This is a genomic window from Desertibacillus haloalkaliphilus, assembly GCF_019039105.1.
Lineage (GTDB): Bacteria > Bacillota > Bacilli > Bacillales > KJ1-10-99 > Desertibacillus > Desertibacillus haloalkaliphilus.
Window position 1 is genome coordinate 1 of sequence record NZ_JAHPIV010000132.1, and the last position, 438, is coordinate 438.

The window sequence follows — 438 nt, forward strand, 5'->3', positions numbered from 1 at the left end:
TTCCTTCTTTTTCCTTTCCCCTTCTCCCTTCCCTTCCCTTCCCCTCCCCCCTCTTTCCTTTCCCCCCCCCTTTTTCTCCCTCTCTTCCTCCTCTCTTTCTCCTCTCCCTCCTCTTTCTCCTCTTCTCTCCTCCCCCCCCCCCCTCCCCTTCCTTCCCCCCCCTTTCCTTTTTTCCCTCTTCCCTTTTCCCCTCCTTTTTCCCCCCTTTTCCCTCTTCTTTTTCTCTCCCCTCTTCTCCCTCCTCTTCTTCCCTCTTTCCTTCCTTCCCCTCTCTCCTCTCCTCCTTCTCCTCCCTCTCCTCCCCCTTTCCTCCCCTCCCCCTTTTCCTCTCCTCCTTTTCTTTCTTTTCCTTCCCTCCTCTCCTCTCTCCTCTTTTTTTTTCTTCCCTCTTCTCCCTCCCTTTCTTCCTCCTCCTTCTTTCCCCCTCTTTCCTCTCTT

General features: G+C 54.3%; 1 protein-coding gene. It reads right to left on the bottom strand.

What is annotated here, in order from left to right:
- The coding region (locus tag KH400_RS29705; RefSeq protein WP_217228029.1) for a hypothetical protein at positions 1-438 on the bottom strand (438 nt) is incomplete at both ends.